17 protein-coding genes and 1 tRNA gene are annotated in these 17,938 nt (G+C 57.5%); 17 read left to right on the top strand and 1 reads right to left on the bottom strand.

Features of this window, described 5'->3' with window-relative positions; translation table 11 throughout:
- Positions 1 to 7 precede the first annotated feature (7 nt).
- The 5 genes from AC1DV6_RS18230 (at position 8) to aceA (ending at position 6,598) form a co-directional block, all read left to right on the top strand.
- Positions 8 to 958, top strand: coding sequence for an ABC transporter permease subunit (locus tag AC1DV6_RS18230; protein WP_477979963.1), 951 nt, complete (start codon positions 8 to 10; stop codon positions 956 to 958).
- Positions 955 to 1,794, top strand: a complete 840-nt coding sequence (locus AC1DV6_RS18225) for an ABC transporter permease (protein ID WP_477979962.1) — start codon at positions 955 to 957, stop codon at positions 1,792 to 1,794. The genes AC1DV6_RS18230 and AC1DV6_RS18225 overlap by 4 nt, the downstream gene beginning before the upstream one ends.
- A gap of 199 nt (positions 1,795 to 1,993) precedes the next feature.
- Complete coding sequence (locus AC1DV6_RS18220) at positions 1,994 to 3,475, top strand: aldehyde dehydrogenase (RefSeq protein WP_477979961.1); 1,482 nt, start codon at positions 1,994 to 1,996, stop codon at positions 3,473 to 3,475.
- A gap of 42 nt (positions 3,476 to 3,517) precedes the next feature.
- On the top strand, positions 3,518 to 4,822 hold the full coding sequence (gene gabT / locus AC1DV6_RS18215) for a 4-aminobutyrate--2-oxoglutarate transaminase (RefSeq protein ID WP_477979960.1): 1,305 nt from the start codon (positions 3,518 to 3,520) through the stop codon (positions 4,820 to 4,822).
- A 456-nt stretch (positions 4,823 to 5,278) separates the two neighbouring features.
- Complete coding sequence (gene aceA / locus AC1DV6_RS18210) at positions 5,279 to 6,598, top strand: isocitrate lyase (protein ID WP_477979959.1); 1,320 nt, start codon at positions 5,279 to 5,281, stop codon at positions 6,596 to 6,598.
- Between the two features lie 56 nt (positions 6,599 to 6,654).
- Here aceA and AC1DV6_RS18205 read toward each other — a convergent pair whose 3' ends face one another.
- On the bottom strand, positions 6,655 to 8,301 hold the full coding sequence (locus tag AC1DV6_RS18205) for a hypothetical protein (protein WP_477979958.1): 1,647 nt from the start codon (positions 8,299 to 8,301) through the stop codon (positions 6,655 to 6,657).
- Between the two features lie 83 nt (positions 8,302 to 8,384).
- Between AC1DV6_RS18205 and AC1DV6_RS18200 the strand changes: the two genes are divergently transcribed.
- The 12 genes from AC1DV6_RS18200 to AC1DV6_RS18145 form a co-directional block, all read left to right on the top strand.
- Positions 8,385 to 8,996 carry a 2'-5' RNA ligase family protein gene (locus AC1DV6_RS18200; RefSeq protein WP_477979957.1) on the top strand — a complete coding sequence of 204 codons (612 nt, stop codon included), beginning with the start codon at positions 8,385 to 8,387 and terminating at the stop codon, positions 8,994 to 8,996.
- A 205-nt stretch (positions 8,997 to 9,201) separates the two neighbouring features.
- Positions 9,202 to 11,115 carry a threonine--tRNA ligase gene (thrS, locus tag AC1DV6_RS18195; RefSeq protein WP_477979956.1) on the top strand — a complete coding sequence of 638 codons (1,914 nt, stop codon included), beginning with the start codon at positions 9,202 to 9,204 and terminating at the stop codon, positions 11,113 to 11,115.
- Between the two features lie 103 nt (positions 11,116 to 11,218).
- Positions 11,219 to 11,812 carry a translation initiation factor IF-3 gene (infC, locus tag AC1DV6_RS18190; protein WP_477980013.1) on the top strand — a complete coding sequence of 198 codons (594 nt, stop codon included), beginning with the start codon at positions 11,219 to 11,221 and terminating at the stop codon, positions 11,810 to 11,812.
- A gap of 169 nt (positions 11,813 to 11,981) precedes the next feature.
- Positions 11,982 to 12,185 (top strand): 50S ribosomal protein L35, encoded by a 204-nt coding sequence (rpmI, locus tag AC1DV6_RS18185; RefSeq protein ID WP_477979955.1) that lies wholly within the window; start codon positions 11,982 to 11,984, stop codon positions 12,183 to 12,185.
- Between the two features lie 25 nt (positions 12,186 to 12,210).
- Positions 12,211 to 12,570 carry a 50S ribosomal protein L20 gene (gene rplT / locus AC1DV6_RS18180; RefSeq protein WP_029707659.1) on the top strand — a complete coding sequence of 120 codons (360 nt, stop codon included), beginning with the start codon at positions 12,211 to 12,213 and terminating at the stop codon, positions 12,568 to 12,570.
- A gap of 112 nt (positions 12,571 to 12,682) precedes the next feature.
- Positions 12,683 to 13,753, top strand: coding sequence for a phenylalanine--tRNA ligase subunit alpha (gene pheS, locus AC1DV6_RS18175; protein WP_477979954.1), 1,071 nt, complete (start codon positions 12,683 to 12,685; stop codon positions 13,751 to 13,753).
- A gap of 30 nt (positions 13,754 to 13,783) precedes the next feature.
- Positions 13,784 to 16,219, top strand: coding sequence for a phenylalanine--tRNA ligase subunit beta (pheT, locus tag AC1DV6_RS18170; protein WP_477979953.1), 2,436 nt, complete (start codon positions 13,784 to 13,786; stop codon positions 16,217 to 16,219).
- 23 nt (positions 16,220 to 16,242) lie between these two features.
- Entirely contained in the window at positions 16,243 to 16,578 is a 336-nt protein-coding gene (locus AC1DV6_RS18165; RefSeq protein WP_477979952.1) for an integration host factor subunit alpha, read from the top strand.
- A 102-nt stretch (positions 16,579 to 16,680) separates the two neighbouring features.
- On the top strand, positions 16,681 to 17,130 hold the full coding sequence (locus AC1DV6_RS18160; RefSeq protein WP_477979951.1) for a MerR family transcriptional regulator: 450 nt from the start codon (positions 16,681 to 16,683) through the stop codon (positions 17,128 to 17,130).
- Between the two features lie 37 nt (positions 17,131 to 17,167).
- Positions 17,168 to 17,244 (top strand) — tRNA-Pro (locus AC1DV6_RS18155).
- 203 nt (positions 17,245 to 17,447) lie between these two features.
- Complete coding sequence (locus AC1DV6_RS18150) at positions 17,448 to 17,696, top strand: Arm DNA-binding domain-containing protein (protein WP_477979950.1); 249 nt, start codon at positions 17,448 to 17,450, stop codon at positions 17,694 to 17,696.
- Positions 17,697 to 17,796: 100 nt separating this feature from the next.
- Positions 17,797 to 17,938: helix-turn-helix domain-containing protein (locus AC1DV6_RS18145; RefSeq protein WP_477977693.1), on the top strand; the 142-nt coding region annotated here is incomplete at its 3' end.

Below are 17,938 nucleotides of genomic sequence, written 5' to 3'. Positions count from 1 at the left end.
GGCGCAGATGGCCAACTCCATTCCTGCCATTGCGCCCAAGGGGTTCTCCAAGGGCTTTTATCTATACGACAAGCTGACCGGCTCATGGGGCAAGGCCGCCGTCATTGGCGTGCCCATGCTGTTCCTGCTGATCGTCTTCCTGCTGCCATTTCTGGTGGTGTTGAAGATCAGTGTGTCCGAGATGGGCGTGGTGATCTTCAACGACATCCTGACCTGGACGGACGAGGCGGTGACGCTGACCGTCAAGTTCAGCAACTACGTGAGCCTGACGCAGGACTCGCTGTACTTTTCGGCTTACCTGAGTTCTATCAAGTTTGCCGCAATCACCACCGTCATCTGTCTGGCGATTGCCTATCCCTTTGCCTACTTCATGGCCCGAAGCCCGGCCGAGAAGCGGCCTGCGCTGCTGATGCTGGTGATGCTGCCATTCTGGACATCGTTTCTTTTGCGTGTCTACGCCTGGAAGATGCTGCTGTCAGACAGCGGCGTGTTCAACAACGTCATGCTGGCGGTGGGCCTGATCGATGAGCCCATCAAGATGATGAACACACCGTTTTCGCTGGTGCTGGGCATGGTCTATATGTATGTGCCATTCATGATCCTTCCGCTGTATGCCAACTTGGTAAAGATGGATTTGCGCTTACTGGAAGCTGCGCTCGATTTAGGTGCCACGCCTTGGCAAGCCTTCTGGCGCATCACTGTGCCGCTGTCCAAGAACGGCATCATTGCTGGCTCGATGCTGGTGTTCATTCCCTGCATTGGCGAGTACGTGATCCCTGAGCTGCTGGGTGGCCCGGAGACACTGATGATCGGTCGCGTACTGTGGGATGAGTTCTTCAGCAACAACGACTGGCCGATGGCGGCTACGGTTGCTGTGGTGATGATTCTGCTGATCATCGTGCCGCTGGCCTTTTTTAACAAATACCAGGCCGAAAACGTGCAGGGAGGTCGGGCATGAAATTCAACACAGGCGCCCTGACGGCCAGATTCTGGATGACCAGTGTCTTTGTATTCCTGTACCTGCCCATCGTCACGCTGATTGTGCTCAGCTTCAACGAAAGCCCCATGGTGACGACCTGGGGCGGCTGGTCGCTGCGCTGGTACCAGGAACTGGCCGGCGATGACAAGCTGATCTCAGGCTTCAAGTTGTCGCTGGAAATTGCTTTCCTGACCGCTTGTGGTTCCGTGGTGCTCGGAACCTTGGCGGCACTGTCGCTGCACCGGTTCAAGCGCTTCCCGGGGCGCACGCTGTTTGCCGGCATGGTCAATTCACCGCTGGTGATGCCGGAAGTCATCATCGGTCTGTCCTTGCTCCTGATGGTGGTGTCTGCCCAGCGTCTGCTTGGATTTCCGGAAAAGGGCTTTGGCACGATCTGGATGGGTCACACTTTGCTGGGCATGGCCTATGCGACGGTCGTGGTGTTGTCACGCCTGCAGGAGATGAGTCCTTCTCTGGAAGAAGCCGCGCAAGACCTAGGGTGCCGTCCTTTGCAGGTGTTCTTCCTGGTCACGCTGCCGCTGATTGTTCAGGCGATTGGCTCTGCTTGGCTGTTGACTTTCACGCTGTCTCTGGACGACGTGGTGTTGACGCAATTTCTGAACGCACCTGGCTACAACACCATGCCCATCGAGATTTTCGGCCGTGCACGCTTGGGGCTAAATCCCAGCGTGAACACCGTGGCGACGCTGACCGTGGCGGTGGTGAGCCTGGGGATCTTTGCCATAAGTATCTGGATGTCACGCGCCGAGAAGCGCCGTGCGCAGGAAATGAACGCGGCCTACCGCAATGGTTGAGCGACAAGTGCCAAGTGTTGCGATATTTGTGGATTCTCTGGTGGTGGCGTTCTGATCCAACTTCTTCTAGAATCGCCTGAAACGGGGTCGGCAGCAATGCCGTCCCCGTTTGTACTTTGTGGGTCTGAATAGTGCCAATTTCGAATGCATTGATGCGTCCAGTTCATACATGGCAATGGCTTGAAATAAGGAAACCGATATGTCTACTCCCTCCAGCACGCTGACATTCGACGGCCGCGCGATGGTCAACGGCAAACGCGTTGCCGCGCACGACGGCCGGTTGTTTGATTGCATATCCCCGGTCGACGGTCGCATCCTCACGCAAGTCGCGCGTTGTAGTGAAGCCGATATCAGCGCCGCCGTGTCTGCTGCGCGCCAGGCGTTTGAAGACCGACGCTGGTCCGGCATGGCCCCTGCTGCGCGCAAACGCGTGATGATCCGCTTTGCCGATCTGGTGCTGGCACATGCCGATGAACTGGCGATGACCGAAACGCTGGATATGGGCAAGCCGGTGCAGTACGCCAAGTCGGTAGACGTCAACAGCGCGGCGAATTGCCTGCGCTGGTACGGTGAGGCGGTCGACAAGGTATACGACGAGATTGCTCCAACGCCCCGCACCGCGCTGGCACTGATCACGCGCGAGCCGGTCGGTGTGGTCGGCGTCATCGTGCCATGGAACTACCCGATGATCATGGCGAGCTGGAAGATTGCGCCTGCGTTGGCAGCGGGTAACTCCGTCGTGCTCAAGCCCAGCGAAAAATCGCCGCTAACCGCATTGCGTTTTGCTGACCTGGCGCTGGAAGCCGGTATTCCCGAAGGTGTGTTCAACGTCGTTACTGGCTTTGGCCCGGAGGCTGGCTCGCCGCTGGCCTTGCATATGGATGTGGACTGCATCGCCTTCACCGGCTCCACCCGCGTGGGCAAGCAGATCCACGTGATGGCCGGTCAGAGCAATTTGAAACGTGCCTGGACCGAGCTGGGTGGCAAGTCGCCCAACATCGTGTTTGCCGATTGCCCGAATCTGGACAAGGCGGTGGAGGCCGCAGTGGGCAGTATCTTCTTCAACCAGGGCGAGAGCTGCAACGCACCGTCGCGTCTGTTTGTCGAAGCCAGCATCAAAGAGCGCTTTCTGGAGAAGGCGCTCAAGCTGGTTCCCGGATACGCACCTGCCAACCCAACTTTGCCCACGACGGTGATGGGTGCGCTGGTCGACAAGGTGCAAATGGATACCGTTTTGCGTTACATCGAAAGCGGCAAGTCCGAAGGCGCCAAAGTGCTGGCGGGTGGCGAGCAGGCATTGACCGAGACTGGTGGTTGCTATGTGCAGCCCACGATCTTTGACGGCGTGACACCCGACATGACCATTTGCCGCGAAGAAATCTTCGGGCCGGTGTTGTCGGTGCTGTCGTTCACGGACACGGCCGAGGTCTTGAAACAAGCCAACGCCAGCGTCTACGGTTTGCAGGCTGGCGTCTGGACCAGCGACCTGAACAAGGCACATGGCGTGGCACGTGCGCTGCGCGCCGGCACCGTGCACGTGAACCAGTACGACGAAGACGACATCACTGTGCCATTCGGCGGCTACAAGCAAAGCGGTGTGGGGCGCGACAAATCCCTGCACGCTTTCGATAAATACACAGAGACCAAGACCACCTGGATTCGTATTGATTCTCCCGTCTGACATGACCATACTGAAACTGAAGACTTTTTTGAGGACGACACCATGAACGCCATCCTGAAACCCACCGCGCAAGCCGCAGGCGCCAGCGCCGGTACCAACGCTGAATGGCATGCTCGCCGTCTGGCCGCCACGCCGCGCGGTGTTGCTGTATTCGGTGATTTTTTTATCGATCACGCGAAGAACGCCGAACTATGGGACATCGAAGGCCGTCGCTTTATCGATTTCGCCGGCGGTATTGCGGTGCTGAACACCGGCCACGTGCATCCCAAAGTGCAAGCTGCGATCGCAGCCCAGTTGCAGCGTTTCACGCACACCTGCTACCAGGTCGTGCCGTACGCAGAATATGTGCTGCTTGCCGAGCGCATCAACGCGATTGCGCCGATAGCAGGCACTGTGAAATCAGCTTTCTTCTCGACCGGTGCGGAAGCCGTCGAAAACGCGATCAAGATCGCGCGCTCGTACACCAAGCGCGCTGGTGTGATTGCCTTTGGCGGCGCCTTCCATGGCCGCAGCCTCTTTGCAGTGGGCCTGACTGGCAAAGTGCAACCTTACAAGGCAGGCTTTGGCCCGTTTGCGCCTGAGACGTACCACGCACCGTTCCCTATGGATGCGGAAAGCTTTGCTGCTTGCAAGGCCGGTATCGAGCAGCTGTTCAAGTGCGATATCGAACCGGCCCGGGTCGCGGCCATTATTTTCGAGCCGGTGCAGGGTGAGGGCGGTTTCAACCCGATCACGAAGGAGGCCGCAAAGTGGCTGCGCTCGCTGTGCGATGAGCACGGCATTTTGCTGATTGCAGATGAAGTGCAAACCGGCTTCGCGCGCACCGGCAAGATGTTTGCGATGGAGCACCTCGGTGTGTCGCCCGACATCATGACCATGGCCAAGAGCATGGCGGGCGGCACCACGCTGTCGGCTGTTGTCGGCCGCGCTGATGTGATGGACGCGCCGCACCCTGGCGGTCTGGGCGGCACCTACGCCGGCAATCCGTTGGCGGTGGCTGCCGCGCATGCGGTGCTGGATGTGATGGCAGAAGAAAAACTGCCTGAACGCGCGCAACTGCTGGGCGACCGTTTGAAAGTCAAACTGGAAATTGCAAAAACCAAGAACAAGACCATGGGCGATATCCGCGCATTGGGCGCGATGGTGGCAGTCGAATTTGTCAATCCGACCACCGGCGCACCTGATGCTGACAAGACCAAAGAAGTGCAAATGGCCGCATTGAAGAAAGGCCTGTTGTTGCTGACGTGCGGTGTCTATGGCAACGTTGTCCGCTTCCTGTTCCCGCTGACGATTGAAGACGCGGTGTTCGACGAAGCGATGGGCATTCTGGACTCCGTGCTGGTCTGATTGCTTCTGCCGCGATAGGTGATGGCGGTGGCTTGGCTGACACCGCCATTTTTATGGTGCTATACCTTTGATAGCTGCTCACGCCTATTCTACGGGCGCTAGAGGCCAATTTGGTTATAAAAATCCCCCAAGAGCGGATGGCCGAACCGCGTTCCGCCTGCAAAGCGCACCTCAGAAATGCGGCGCTATGCCGCTGCTTTTTGAGATGCATTATTTGTTTTCATAATGCGAAACAAAGAATCTTGCACACCAATCCCATTTTTTCAAATGACAGATAGATGATTCCATATTGAGAAATTGAAACTATAAGTCGTTGATTTAATTGGTGAAAAATATAGTCTTATATAAGACACAAGATTGAAAATATGTCTTATATAAGACTAGAATTCAATCATGGGCACCGGAATTGCATGGCAATCGGCGCCCCGCTGATTTAACCAACCTAGGAGTGTTCTCATGCCGCAATCATTCACCGAGCAACTGAGCCGCGAGCAGCAAATCGCTGCCCTCGAAAAAGACTGGGCCACTAATCCCCGCTGGAAGGGGATCAAGCGCGGATACACCGCTGCTGATGTCGTGCGTCTGCGTGGTTCTTTCCAGGTCGAGCACACGTTGGCTCGCCGCGGTGCAGAGAAACTGTGGGATCTGGTGAACAACGAGCCCTATGTGAACTGTCTGGGCGCGCTGACCGGTGGTCAAGCGATGCAACAGGTCAAGGCCGGCGTGAAGGCCATCTACCTGTCGGGCTGGCAAGTCGCCGCCGACAACAACGAATACTCCGCGATGTACCCCGACCAGTCTTTGTACCCCGTGGACTCGGTGCCAAAGGTGGTCGAGCGCATCAACAACTCGTTCACCCGTGCCGATGAAATCCAGTGGTCCAAAGGCGTTGGCCCTGGCGACGCTGGCTACATCGACTATCACGCACCTATCGTCGCTGATGCCGAAGCCGGTTTCGGGGGCGTGTTGAACGCATACGAACTGATGAAGGCCATGATTCGCGCTGGCGCAGGCGGCGTGCACTTCGAAGACCAACTGGCCTCCGTGAAGAAATGTGGTCACATGGGTGGCAAGGTATTGGTTCCTACGACCGAAGCCTGCCAGAAGCTGATCGCTGCCCGTATGGCTGCCGACGTCTACGGCGTGCCAACTCTGGTGATCGCCCGTACTGATGCCGAAGCTGCAGATCTGTTGACCAGCGACTACGACGAAAACGACAAGCCATTCCTGACCGGCGAGCGCACTGCCGAAGGCTTCTACAAGACCAAGAAGGGTATGGACCAGGCTATCAGCCGCGCAGTGGCTTACGCCGAGTACGCCGATCTGGTGTGGTGCGAAACCGGTACGCCCGATCTGGAATTTGCCCGCAAGTTCGCAGAAGCCGTGCACGCCAAGCACCCCGGCAAGATGCTGGCCTACAACTGCTCGCCATCGTTCAACTGGAAGAAGAACCTGGACGATGCAACCATCGCCAAGTTCCAGAAGGAACTCGGCGCAATGGGCTACAAGTACCAGTTCATCACGCTGGCTGGCATCCACAACATGTGGTACCACATGTTCGACCTGGCGCAAGACTACGTGAAGCGCGGCATGTCTGCCTACGTGGAAAAGGTACAAGAACCCGAATTCGCAGCCCGCGAGCGCGGCTACAGCTTCGTGTCACACCAACAGGAAGTGGGCACGGGTTACTTCGACGAAATCACCACGGTGATCCAGGGCGGCAAGTCCAGCGTGACGGCGCTGACCGGCTCCACCGAAGAAGAGCAGTTCCACTAAATACAGCCCTAAAGGCGTCCCTCTAAAAAGCCCGGCACTTGCGTGCCGGGCTTTTTTTATAGGCTGGGCTCTTGCAGGATCAGGTTGTTCCAGGCGGCCAGCATTTGTTGCTTTTCCTGGGGCGAGATATCGTGCCCGTCTTCCCGGTCTCGCAACTCGCGGATCCGCGGCATCAAGTCTGTCGACTTCGGTTGTGGGCTTTTGGTTTCACTGGTCTCTTCCTGAAGCTTGTCGTTTTCAATCTTCTGGGTGCGCAGGGACTGTGTGACGAATTGGGTCAGGCTGGCGGCTATCAGTCTGTTCTTGTCGTCGAATTGGAGCTGTACCTCGATCACAGTGCTCTCTTCCAATTGCTTGTAATAGTAATTTTGCGATTCGGGGCTGTCGTCCAGCGTCGGTGGTGCCTGCGAGAACAGTTGCTCGTGCCAGGCTGCGCTGAGGTGCGCATTTTGCGTTTGGGCCACGGTACGGCTGCTGCCTGCTGAGCCTGCATTTGTCGTGGTCTGGTCCACGGTGTATTGGAACCGGTCCAGTTCCCAGCGCCTGCGTGGGTTGATGGCCTTTGATGTGGCTGTCAGCTGCGCCTTGAAGTCGGCCAGCCCGGTCAGCAAGCTTGCATCTTCTGCGCGCATCGCATTGATGGAGGAGCCGGGGTTTTGGGTATCCAGCGCTCCGTACGAGGCGGTAAGCGCTGAGAACGTGGACTTGAACAACTCCACCGCATTGCGGTCGGCGTGTCCGCGCGCGGCGGCTTTGTCCATGCGCGCCAGGTAGACGTCAACGGCCTTGGCTTTTTGCGCAGCGCTGCCCCAGAACGCGGGTTGCCGCAGGTCGACCGACATACTGACCTCGCCCTCCGGGCGCGCCAGCTTGATCTCGCGCAGGTTGGCGTTGGCGCTAAAACTGATGCCCAGTTTCTGGGAGCGGCTGCCGAATTGATCGACTTTGTAGAAGTTGGCCTTCAGGTCAATCTGTGTGATCAAACTGCTGTCGAATTGGCCGAGCTTCTCCAGATCTACTTGCGGATCATCACTGGCCAGGCCTTGCAGCGTGCGCTCGAATCCTTCCGCCAGCGCCTGCACGGCAGTTCTCTCGGCAGCGCTGAGCGGGCCTTCCACCTGTAGCTCGGCAGTGAGGCCGGTGGTGCCGGCATCCCCGTTTTGTTGATCTACGATGCGCAGCGTGACGGTCGCACCCGAACGCGTCTGGATTTGCATTTCTAAGCGCCCGCTGGGTTGGCTTTGCACACTGTTCAGGGCATAACTCGCCTTGGCCTGGATCTGGCTGCGCGAGGACGGGGCGGTAGTGTTTGCGAGCGTTTGCCGGTAATTGACGGCGCCGTTGCCAAGATTGTCCAGCAACGCGCTGCCTACGCCGGATAGCCGTACAGAGGAGGTGTTGCTACCGGCATTGCGGGCCAAAAGCTGACTTACAGCATCGTCGGGTGACTGCTCCCAGACTTGAAGCTGATTGCCGGTCAGGCGCACCTTGCCCAGCGCATCGTAGGTCAGATCTTCGTCCGCCATGTCGTTGGGCATTTGCGTGACGTAGGCAGCGCCTGTGCTGAAAGCGGAGGCCAGTGTGAGCTGGGTTTGCGGGAGCAAAGCAGCACGGGTGCTTGCAGACGAAGTCGTGCCCGACGTGGTGGCATTGCTCTGCGGCCGGGAAGAGGCGAGGAGGGCGGTGGTGCTGGAAATTTGCATTGAAAGAGCGGGGCCTTGTTTAATATCGGCCGTGGCGGGCCAAAACTGATGGCTGGATCCCATTTTTAATTGGAGGAGTAACCATGGATGGACAGATTTCTTTCCCCGGTTTTGGCGAATCGCCACCACCGCCCGCGCCGAAGAGCAAGTCGAAACTGAAAGGCGAGCACGAGCCCTATTCGCTGTTCTTGTCGATCTTTCCCATGCCAGATGATTCCGTGGAGATTTCCCACTTCGCCGGCATGTTGCTCAAAGCACATGGGCTCACCGGTAAGCCGCTGTTGCCACACCGGCTGTATGTGACGCTGCATGATTTAGGCAATTTCACAGAGGTGCCGCAACACTTGGTGGACGCGGCAATCCGGGCCGGCGACGCGCTGGCTTGCAATGCATTTGACGTGGTGCTCGATCGTGCGCTGAGCTACCCCAGCAGCGGGACCTATGTATTGACGGGCGTTGAGGGAGCGCGACAACTGACTGCCTTTCGAGAGGAATTGGGCGAGGCATTACAGAGCCAAGGCCTGCGCGTCAAGCGAAGCTTCACACCGCACATGACACTGGCATACGACAAGCATGTTGTCGCTGAACACGCTGTCGAACCGGTGCGTTGGACGGCGCATGAGTTTGTGTTGATCAGGAGCCACAGAGGTGAAGGCATTTACGATGTGTTGGGTCGTTGGCCATTGCAGCCCTGACTGCGGTTAAAATCCCGTATCCACTTTTATATAAGAGCGAGAAAGGCAATCTGGTTATGACACCGCGAACTACACCGGCGACTTCTTCTTTGCGATAAGGCCGTAGTCCGCGCGCCTTGTGCGCAGCCAGCTACCAAATTCATAGTAAAGCGCGGACCTCTCCGCGCTTTTTGCTTTTCTGATTCACTCTTTCTCGGTATTCACCATGATCAACATCACGCTTCCCGACGGTTCCAAACGCGAATTCCCCGGCCCGGTCACCGTGGCCGAAGTGGCTGCCTCCATTGGCGCAGGACTTGCCAAAGCCGCTCTGGCTGGCAAGGTGGATGGCAAGGTCGTGGACACCAGCTTCCAGATGCAGGCCGACAGCGCGCTGTCCATCATCACCGCGAAAGACGCCGACGGCCTGGAAGTCATCCGCCACTCGACAGCCCACTTGTTGGCGTATGCGGTAAAAGACTTGTTCCCGGATGCGCAAGTGACGATTGGCCCGGTGATCGAGCACGGCTTCTTCTACGACTTCTCGTACAAGCGCCCGTTCACGCCGGAAGATCTGGCGGCGATTGAGAAAAAAATGACGCAATTGGCGTCTCTGGACGAGCCAGTCTCCCGCCGCGTGTTGCCACGTGATGAAGCGGTGGCCTATTTCAAGAGCCTGGGCGAGCACTACAAGGCCGAGATCATTGAGAGCATTCCGGCTGATCAAGACGTGTCGCTGTACCGCGAAGGCAAGTTCGAAGACCTGTGCCGCGGCCCGCACGTGCCCAGCACCGGCAAGCTGAAGTTCTTCAAGTTGATGAAGGTGGCCGGCGCCTACTGGCGCGGCGACCACAAGAACGAAATGTTGCAACGCATTTACGGCACAGCCTGGGCCACCAAGGACGAGCTGCAGCAGCATTTGACGATGCTCGAGGAGGCCGAAAAACGCGACCATCGCAAGCTGGGCCGCGAACTGGACCTGTTCCACATCGACGAGCATTCGCCCGGCACCGTGTTCTGGCACCCCAAGGGCTGGACGCTGTGGCAGGGCGTGGAACAGTACATGCGTAAGGTCTACCAGGACAACGGTTACCTGGAAGTCAAAGGCCCGCAGATCATCGACAAGAGCCTGTGGGAGAAGACCGGCCACTGGGACAAATACCGCGAGAACATGTTCATTACGGAATCAGAAAAGCGCGATTACGCGCTAAAGCCGATGAACTGCCCTGGCCACATCCTGATTTACAAGCAAGGGCTGAAGAGCTACCGTGACCTTCCGCTGCGCTTTGGTGAGTTTGGCGCCTGCCACCGCAATGAGCCTTCGGGCGGTCTGCACGGCATCATGCGCGTGCGCGCCTTCACACAGGACGACGGCCACATCTTCTGTACCGAAGACCAGATCCAGGCTGAAGTGGTGGCGTTCACGACCCTGCTGCAAAAGGTCTATGCGGACTTTGGTTTCCACAATATCATCTACAAGCTGTCGACCCGCCCGGAGAAGCGCATTGGCACCGAAGAGAGCTGGGATCGGGCTGAAAACGCTTTGGCTGAAGGCTTGCGTGCCTCGGGTTGCGATTTCGAGTACCTGCCCGGCGAGGGTGCGTTCTACGGCCCCAAAATCGAATACACACTGAAAGATGCCTTGGGTCGTCCGTGGCAGTGCGGCACGATTCAGGTGGATCCGAACATGCCGGAGCGTCTGGATGCAGACTTTGTGGGTGAAGATGGTGCACGCCACCGCCCCATCATGCTGCACCGAGCCATCGTCGGCAGCCTGGAGCGTTTCATCGGAATCTTGATCGAGGAGAGCGCCGGAGCCCTGCCTGCTTGGCTGGCGCCCATCCAGATTGCGGTGCTGAATATCACCGACGCCCAGGCCGAATATGCCAAGAAAGTGGCCAAAACACTGCAAAATCAAGGGCTTAGGGTCAATTTAGACCTGCGCAACGAGAAGATTACGTATAAAATACGGGAGCATTCGATGCAAAAGCTGCCGTACTTGCTTGTCGTGGGTGACAAGGAGATGGCAGCTGGCGCCGTCGCAGTGCGCGCCCGGGGTGGAGAAGACCTCGGAGCAATGTCCCTGGAAGCGTTTACGCAAAAAGTCCTGGGTGATGTTGCCAACAAGTCGGCTAACTAAGGAGAGTAACTTCGGTTTAATCCAAGGAAACGTTGGTTTGCCCGCGTGTACTGTGCGGTATTAGCTACTATTTTTGTAGCAAACCATTGTGAAGGATTGAGCCATCGCTACTGAACCTCGTGACCGCCGTCAGCGTGAAGAACGCAAACACCGCCTGAACCGTGAAATCATGGCCCCAGAGGTCCGCCTCTCTGGTCCTGAAAACGAACCTCTCGGTGTCGTTAGCTTGATGGAAGCCCTGCGACAAGCGGGCGAGCTGGATGTGGATCTGGTTGAAATTTCTGCCACGGCGAATCCGCCGGTCTGTCGTTTGATGGATTACGGCAAGTTCAAGTACCAGGAACAGAAGAAAGCTGCGGAAGCAAAGTCCAAGCAGACGGTTATTGAGATCAAAGAGATCAAGTTCCGCCCGGGTACGGATGACGGCGACTACAACATCAAGATGCGCAATATCAAGCGTTTCTTGGCCGAAGGCGACAAGTGCAAGATCACTTTGCGTTTCCGGGGTCGCGAAATCACCCACCAGGAAATTGGTCTGGCGATGTTGCAGCGTATGCGCGACGAGTTGGGTGACACGATCATTGTTGAGCAGTTTCCCAAGTTGGAAGGCCGCCAGATGATCATGATGATTGCACCGGGCCGTAAGAAGCCAGGCGCAGTTGCCAAGCCGGTAGCGGAAACGCAGTCGGCAACGTAAGGAATTCTTTCTGCCAGTACGGTCACTGGCAGGAATGAAGTAGTAGATCGAAAGGTCTGCTGCAAAGTGAAGAGCCTCAAAACTCAACACTAAAAAGTGGCTCGGGGCCAACAAGGCTGGGAGTAGTTTCCCAGACGCCTCACGAGCACAAAGTAGAAGGAGCATTACTATGCCCAAAATGAAGACCAAGAGCGCGGCGAAGAAACGCTTCCGCGTCCGTCCAGGTGGAACCGTCAAGCGCGGTCAAGCCTTCAAACGTCACATCTTGACCAAGAAGACCACCAAAAATAAACGCCACTTGCGCGGATCGACTGGAGTTCATGCGACCAATATGGGTCACATGGCACAGATGCTCCCGGGCCAGGGTATTTAATTAACGACGAACAAGGAGTAATCACATGCCTCGCGTCAAACGTGGTGTAACGGCTCGCGCCCGCCACAAAAAAGTTCTGGCCCTTGCAAAAGGTTTTCGCGGTCGCCGCGGTAATGTCTTCCGTGTCGCTAAAGAAGCGGTAATGAAGGCTGGGCAATATGCCTACCGTGACCGTCGTACGAAGAAACGTGTGTTCCGCCAATTGTGGATCGCCCGTATCAATGCTGCTGCGCGTCAGTGCGGTATGACATACAGCCAGTTCGCCAATGGCATCAAGAAGGCTGGTATCGAGATCGACCGTAAGGTTCTGTCCGACATCGCTATTCATGACATGGCAGCTTTTGCTGGCATCGTGGAGCAAGTCAAGGCCAAGCTGGCTGCTTGATTCGCGATCGACTGCTACTTTTTTAGTAGCGGTCTACGCACCAAGAACAAGGGCTAGGGCTTGAAAGAGCACTAGCCCTTTTTCATTCAAACCAAATATCTCTCCTGCATTCATGAACGACCTCCAGCCCATCGTCGACGCCGCCCAGGCCGCATTTGCACAGGCCACCACGCCTGCAGACCTGGAAAACGCCAAGGCCCTGTTTCTGGGCAAGTCCGGGCGTATGACCGAACTGATGAAGGGCATGGCTGCTCTGAGTGTGGAAGAAAAGAAAACCCGCGGCGCGGCGATCAACCTCGCCAAGCAGGCGATTGAAGCAGCGCTGAATGGTGCGCGCCAGGGACTCGCCGACGCCGAACTCGCCGCACAACTCCAAGCCGAAGCACTGGACGTGACTTTGCCAGGCCGCCAGCGCGGGCAGGGCGGTTTGCACCCGGTGTCCCTCGCCCAAGAGCGCATCGAAGCCATCTTCGGCTCGATGGGTTTTGATGTGGCCCAAGGCCCCGAGATTGAAGCCGACTGGTTCAACTTCACTGCGCTCAATACGCCAGAAGACCACCCCGCGCGCTCGATGCACGACACCTTCTATGTCGAAGGCGGCTCGGCCACGGCGCCCAACCTGCTGCGCACACACACCAGCCCGATGCAAATTCGCTACGCGGTACAGCACGTCAAGAAGCACCGCGCCGCCGCTGGCGACACCGGCACTGGCCCGTTCAGCGGGGCGATGCCCGAGATTCGCGTGATCGCGCCCGGCCGTACTTACCGTGTGGATAGCGATGCGACGCACTCTCCGATGTTCCACCAGGTCGAAGGCCTGTGGGTTGGCGAGAACATCAGCTTCAAGGATTTGAAGTCGGTCTACCTGAACTTCATCACCACGTTCTTCGAGACGGACGATTTGCAATTGCGCTTTCGCCCGAGCTACTTCCCGTTCACCGAGCCCAGCGCTGAGATCGACATCATGTTCGAATCCGGCCCTCTCAAAGGCCGCTGGCTAGAGGTGTCTGGCTCCGGCCAGGTGCACCCGCAAGTGATCCGCAATATGGGTCTGGACCCTGAGCGCTACATCGGCTTTGCGTTCGGCTCAGGCATCGACCGTCTGGCCATGCTGCGCTATGGCGTGAACGACCTGCGCCTGTTCTTTGATGGCGACATTCGCTTCCTGTCGCAATTCCAGTAATCCCATCAGAACAAATTCGTCAGTCCGAACATGCAATTCCCTGAATCCTGGCTCCGCGCCTTCTGCAATCCTCCGATCTCGACCACTGTGCTGGCTGAGACGCTCACCATGGCTGGTCTGGAAGTGGAGGAACTCAAACCGGTAGCGCCCCCGTTTACCAAGATCGTGGTCGGCGAGATCAAGACTGCCGAGCAACACCCGAATGCGGACCGCCTGCGCGTCTGCACGGTTGATGTCGGTCAAGCCGAACTGCTGAATATCGTCTGCGGCGCACCCAATGCGCGCGTCGGCATTCGTGTGCCGTGCGCGCTGGTAGGCGCCGAGTTGCCTCCGGGCGAAGACGGTAAGCCTTTCCTGATCAAGGTCGGCAAGCTGCGTGGCGTGGAAAGCCAGGGCATGCTGTGCTCGGCCAAAGAGCTGCAATTGGCGGACGACCATGGTGGCCTGCTGGAGTTGGCTGCTGATGCACCTTTGGGCCAGAACATCCGCGAACACCTGAATCTGGATGACACGCTCATTACTCTGAAGCTCACGCCCAATCTGGCACATTGCCTGAGTGTTTACGGCGTGGCGCGTGAAGTGTCTGCGTTGACCGGTTCGCCCTTGTTGACACCAGTCATCGCACCCGTCGCCGTGACCAATCAGGGCAAAGTGCCGGTGAAGATCAGCGCGCCCGATTTGTGTGGCCGTTTCTCTGGCCGTGTGGTGCGCAATGTCAACACCAAAGCCAAGACGCCGCAGTGGATGGTCGACCGCCTGGCGCGTTGCGGCCAGCGCAGCGTGACCGCGCTGGTGGACATCTCCAACTATGTGATGTTTGAGCTGGGCCGCCCAAGCCACATTTTTGATCTGGACAAGATCCATGGCACGCTGGATGTGCGCTGGGGCAAAGCCGGTGAAGAACTCAAGCTGCTCAATGGCAATACTGTCACCGTAGACGACAAGGTCGGCGTGATTGCCGATGATGTGCAAGTCGAGTCGCTCGCCGGCATCATGGGTGGCGACGCGACTGCCGTGTCCGATGACACGAAACATGTCTACGTCGAAGCTGCTTTCTGGTGGCCCAAGTCCATCGCAGGCCGCTCGCGTCGCTACAACTTCTCTACCGATGCCGGTCACCGCTTTGAACGTGGCGTGGACCCCAGCCTGACCGTCGAACACATCGAACGCATCACCCAGCTGATCCTGGACATCTGCGGAACGCCTGAGTCCTCTTGTGGCGTGATCGACGACCTGCAGCCCAATGTGCCCAAGCCTGCGTCGGTGAGCTTGCGCGTGGCCCGCGCTGCCAAGGTGATTGGCATGCCGGTCACGCAAGCGCAGTGCGTGGACGTATTGCAGCGTCTCGGCCTGCCGTTGACGCAGACGGATGGCGTGATCACCGTCACGCCGCCGGCCTATCGCTTTGACATCCAGATCGAAGAAGACCTGATTGAAGAAGTCGTGCGCATCGTTGGCTACAACAACCTGCCGAACACGCCGCCGCTGGCGCCTATCTCGGCCAAGGTGCGTACCGAGTCGCAGCGCAGCCCGTTTGCCGTGCGCCGTGCGCTGGCCGCGCTGGGTTACCAGGAAACCATCAACTACAGCTTCGTCGAAGACCGCTGGGAGCATGAGCTGGCGGGCAACCCCAACCCGATCAAGCTGATGAACCCGATTGCAAGCCAGATGAACGTAATGCGCACATCGCTGCTGGGTTCCTTGCTACAAGTTTTGAAGTTCAACCAGGCCCGCAAGGCGCCGCGCGTGCGTGTGTTCGAGATCGGCCGCGTGTTCCTGCGCGATGCGTCGGTGCCCGAGTCCGACAGCACGGTTCAGGGCTTTGATCAGCCCATGCGCATCGCAGCGCTCGCCAGTGGAAGTGCCAATGCACAGCAGTGGGGCCACAAAGAGCAGGGCGTTGATTTCTTCGACGCCAAGGGTGATGTGGAAGCGTTGCTGGCGCCGTTGAAAGCCGAGTTCAAGCCCGGCACTCATCCCGCGATGCACCCTGGCCGTTGCGCCCAGGTTCTGGTGGGTGGCAAGGTGATTGGCCATGTTGGCGAACTGCACCCCAAATGGCGCCAAGGCTACGAGTTGCCCCAGGCACCCATGCTGTTTGAGCTGGAGCTGGAACCCGTACTGGCACGTCAGTTGCCCGAATTTGCGCCTGTAGCCAAGTTCCAGCCCGTGCAGCGCGATATCGCAGTGGTCGTCGCAGACGATGTGACCCACTCCGCCCTGATGGCTGCCGTGTGGGCGGCACCGACTGCTGGTTTGCTGCGCGATGCCCAGTTGTTTGACGTCTACCGCCCCAAGCTGGCAAAAGATGCTGTGGCCGAAGCCGGTGCGACTGATCGCAGTCTGGCCGTACGCCTGACGCTCAATAGCGAAGAAGGTACGCTCAACGATGAGCAGATTGAAGCGGCGGTCAAAGCCGTGGTGGAGCAGTTGCAGTCGGCTGTTGGCGCGCGCCAGCGGGTCTGAGCTTAGTGGTCTGAGGAGGAACTATGGATTTTTCTGTTGAAAGCCTGGAAACCCCGGCGCTGACCAAAGCGCAGCTGGCGGATCTGCTGTTTGAGCAGATCGGCCTGAACAAGCGCGAGTCCAAGGACATGATCGACGCCTTCTTTGACCTGATCGCCGCCAGCTTGGTGGACGGTACAGACGTCAAGATTTCCGGCTTTGGCAACTTCCAGATCCGCACCAAAGCCCCCCGGCCGGGCCGAAACCCGCGTACCGGCGAGGCGATTCCGATCGAAGCACGCCGGGTGGTGACCTTCCATGCCAGCCACAAGCTCAAAGAGCAAATCCAGATTGAAGGCAAAACGCCAAGCGCCGTTTAGCAACATCTTGTAACCGTTTGGCGACTTGTTCCCAAATGGTCTTTGCATACCGGGGAAACTTAGAGTAACCTCTACGCTTTCCCCCGTATCGCATTGATTTCAATGGAGAAAACTCTCCCCCCCATTCCAGCCAAACGCTACTTCACCATCGGTGAGGTCGGCGATTTATGTGGTGTCAAACCCCACGTGCTACGGTATTGGGAGCAGGAATTCACGCAACTACGCCCTATGAAGCGGCGTGGCAATCGCCGCTACTACCAGCACCATGAGGTGCTGATGATCCGCAGAATCCGTGATTTGCTGTACGACCAGGGCTTCACCATCAGCGGTGCGCGCAACAAGATGCAGGAGCTGCTGCAAAGCGAGCGCGACAAGAAGCGCAACGGTGAGGTCATGCTCGACGGCGTCGAAGTGCTGGAAGTGGACGATGTTGACCTTGAAGACTTTACCGATAGCGAGCCCGTGGATGACCCTGAGATGGGCTCCGAGCAACTGAATCTGGTGCGCCGCGAATTGTTCGAGATTCGCGAATTACTCACCGCCGCACTCTGAAACGGCCTCTTCGGGAGGCTATAATTCAGGGCTTGATCGGTGTGTGGCGCAGCCTGGTAGCGCACTTGCATGGGGTGCAAGGGGTCGAAGGTTCGAATCCTTTCACACCGACCATTAGATTGTACAAGGGCCTCCAAGTAGTTATACTTGGAGGCCTTTTTTCTTTATGAATCAATGGGTTACGCTACAAGGACCTACAACAAGATTCACTGACTGCCAACCCATATACGGGGCACAAAACGGGGCACAAAACAGTCAAAATCCGTTAAAATATAGACCGTTCCCCGGTTGAGGCTGTTCCCTGTGTGGAGGCGCAAATGTTGACAGATGCCGAATGCAGAAATGCACTTTGCCCCGCAGACAAGAAGCGGCACAGACTCACGGATGCGAACGGTCTCTACCTAGAAATCAGCCCAGGCGGATCCAAGCGTTGGTTCTGGAAGACCTATGCTGATGGCAAAGAAAGTCGAATGGCATTGGGTAGCTACCCCGCAGTACCTCTCACAGCAGCAAGAAAAGCTCGGGACACCGCAAGATTGCAAAAATCGAATGGGGTAGATTGTTGATTTCCGTTGAAAACTGACCCACTTGAAGCAGTAATTTCCACCAAAAATTGACCCACGTAGGCCTTACCCTGCTAGTTTTTAAAGCAGGGGAATATTAGGAGTGATAGACGTGGCGACATTGAATGTCATCAGACGTTGGGCACTGCGAGAACAGATGTCCATCCGTGAGATTTCCAGGCGTACAGGCCTGGCTCGCAACACCGTGAAGAAGTACCTGCGATCCGACGAGAGTGAGCCTAAGT

Source organism: Rhodoferax sp. P2_H8_2 (assembly GCF_056403235.1).
The sequence above is the reverse complement of the archived record's forward strand: the minus strand, read 5'-3'. Positions and strand labels throughout refer to the sequence as shown.

Excerpts from the sequence above, each read along its gene's own strand:
- AC1DV6_RS18230 (WP_477979963.1), top strand. The coding sequence starts at position 8 with ATGGCCAACTCCATTCCTGCCATTGCGCCCAAGGGGTTCTCCAAGGGC.
- AC1DV6_RS18225 (WP_477979962.1), top strand. The coding sequence starts at position 955 with ATGAAATTCAACACAGGCGCCCTGACGGCCAGATTCTGGATGACCAGT.
- AC1DV6_RS18220 (WP_477979961.1), top strand. The coding sequence starts at position 1,994 with ATGTCTACTCCCTCCAGCACGCTGACATTCGACGGCCGCGCGATGGTC.
- gabT (WP_477979960.1), top strand. The coding sequence starts at position 3,518 with ATGAACGCCATCCTGAAACCCACCGCGCAAGCCGCAGGCGCCAGCGCC.
- aceA (WP_477979959.1), top strand. The coding sequence starts at position 5,279 with ATGCCGCAATCATTCACCGAGCAACTGAGCCGCGAGCAGCAAATCGCT.
- AC1DV6_RS18205 (WP_477979958.1), bottom strand. The coding sequence starts at position 8,301 with ATGCAAATTTCCAGCACCACCGCCCTCCTCGCCTCTTCCCGGCCGCAG.
- AC1DV6_RS18200 (WP_477979957.1), top strand. The coding sequence starts at position 8,385 with ATGGATGGACAGATTTCTTTCCCCGGTTTTGGCGAATCGCCACCACCG.
- thrS (WP_477979956.1), top strand. The coding sequence starts at position 9,202 with ATGATCAACATCACGCTTCCCGACGGTTCCAAACGCGAATTCCCCGGC.
- rpmI (WP_477979955.1), top strand. The coding sequence starts at position 11,982 with ATGCCCAAAATGAAGACCAAGAGCGCGGCGAAGAAACGCTTCCGCGTC.
- rplT (WP_029707659.1), top strand. The coding sequence starts at position 12,211 with ATGCCTCGCGTCAAACGTGGTGTAACGGCTCGCGCCCGCCACAAAAAA.
- pheS (WP_477979954.1), top strand. The coding sequence starts at position 12,683 with ATGAACGACCTCCAGCCCATCGTCGACGCCGCCCAGGCCGCATTTGCA.
- pheT (WP_477979953.1), top strand. The coding sequence starts at position 13,784 with ATGCAATTCCCTGAATCCTGGCTCCGCGCCTTCTGCAATCCTCCGATC.
- AC1DV6_RS18165 (WP_477979952.1), top strand. The coding sequence starts at position 16,243 with ATGGATTTTTCTGTTGAAAGCCTGGAAACCCCGGCGCTGACCAAAGCG.
- AC1DV6_RS18160 (WP_477979951.1), top strand. The coding sequence starts at position 16,681 with ATGGAGAAAACTCTCCCCCCCATTCCAGCCAAACGCTACTTCACCATC.
- AC1DV6_RS18150 (WP_477979950.1), top strand. The coding sequence starts at position 17,448 with ATGTTGACAGATGCCGAATGCAGAAATGCACTTTGCCCCGCAGACAAG.